At 42.3% G+C, this 1,285-nt stretch carries 1 protein-coding gene; it reads right to left on the bottom strand.

Annotation, left to right across the window (positions count from 1 at the left end):
* Positions 1–31: 31 nt before the first annotated feature.
* Positions 32–1,195 (bottom strand): IS4 family transposase, encoded by a 1,164-nt coding sequence (locus DN748_RS18940; protein WP_112373402.1) that lies wholly within the window; start codon positions 1,193–1,195, stop codon positions 32–34.
* Positions 1,196–1,285: the final 90 nt, after the last annotated feature.

Here is a 1,285-nt window from a genome sequence, read left to right as displayed (position 1 = left end):
TCACTAGTGTCCCATTAAAATTGGGACGTTGTTAAAAATTAAATAAACTTGGCCCATTTGGTCCAAATCGTTCTTTGTCATTTTGAAATTTAGTTTTGCTAAAGAGTTCTTTCAGGTTCGTTTTATCAGTCAGTGAGATACTCAATATTTGGAGTACTTCGTATGTGCTTCTGTCCAGTTTCATGTCGTGTTGAACGATTGCCACGAGGCAATATGTGCATATGGCAGCATAGATCTGGATTCGAACGGCATTCTCGGTAGTACCCCAGAACTTCTTGATTTTGAGGTGCTGCTTCAGCCATTTGAAGAACAGTTCCACTTGCCAGCGGTTCTTATAAAGTTCAGCGACCTGAAGAGCTGGGATATGGTCGGCATTGGTCAAGAAGACAAACTCACGCTTCTGCTCTTCATCCCAGTACCTGACCAGACGGAGAGGCCCGGGATAATACTGCTTCGGATAAAAGCCGGTCAATTCGACCGTTACGTCCGAAAGTACGTTCCGGGGCAGCCTGCGTTTCCATTTGATGGCTTTATATTGAAGATTCTTCTTTGCCCTGACAACGAAATAGGCTCCAATCTGATGGATCCTGTATAACATCTTGAAGTTGTTGTAGGCCCGATCAAATATATAGTAAGAGCCCGGTTCATAGGGGATTTCTTTCATTGCCCTTGAATCGTGAACCGAAGCTTCGGTAATATGAAAGAATGCCGGTATCTGTGTTTCCACATCATATAATGTATGCACTTTGATACCTCCTTTTTTCTTACGGAACTTCGCCCACCAAAACACGGAAAGGCATAGATCGATCGTTGTTGAGTCAAAAGCGTAGACGTTGCCACCGAGATTGAAGATGTTGGTGGCACGCTTCTCCCTGGCTTCCTTTACCAAATAGTAAGCATACTCTTCAAAAATGTGATAGTCCCTGTCTTGATTGGCTCTTGCCAAAGATGATTTTGAAACATTCTTACCCATTCCCAAATGGTAGCATTTGGAGTGATGGGCATCAAGAGCAACAATCAAATCCCTTAAACTTTCGCGATTGGAGAGTTGACCGAACATCAAGGCAAGAAGTTGGTTCCAACAGCTGAAATGCTTCACATATTTGTTGCCTTTGTATCTGGTAACAATGCGGTTGAACTTATTCCGGTTGAGAAACGAGACCAACTGAGCGAAAACGTATTTATCTTGAAACATATGCTATCAGATTAACCTGATGCTAAGCTATGTTTTCAAGTCCGTTCGCCCGGAAAATCTCTATAACTAACTATATTTCAAATATTTCAA

It is taken from the genome of Sinomicrobium soli (assembly GCF_003285545.1).
Taxonomy (GTDB): Bacteria; Bacteroidota; Bacteroidia; order Flavobacteriales; family Flavobacteriaceae; genus Sinomicrobium.
The sequence above is the reverse complement of the archived record's forward strand: the minus strand, read 5'-3'. Positions and strand labels throughout refer to the sequence as shown.

What these genes read in the sequence shown, in the direction of transcription:
- DN748_RS18940 (WP_112373402.1), bottom strand. Translation starts at nt 1,195, where the DNA reads ATGTTTCAAGATAAATACGTTTTCGCTCAGTTGGTCTCGTTTCTCAAC.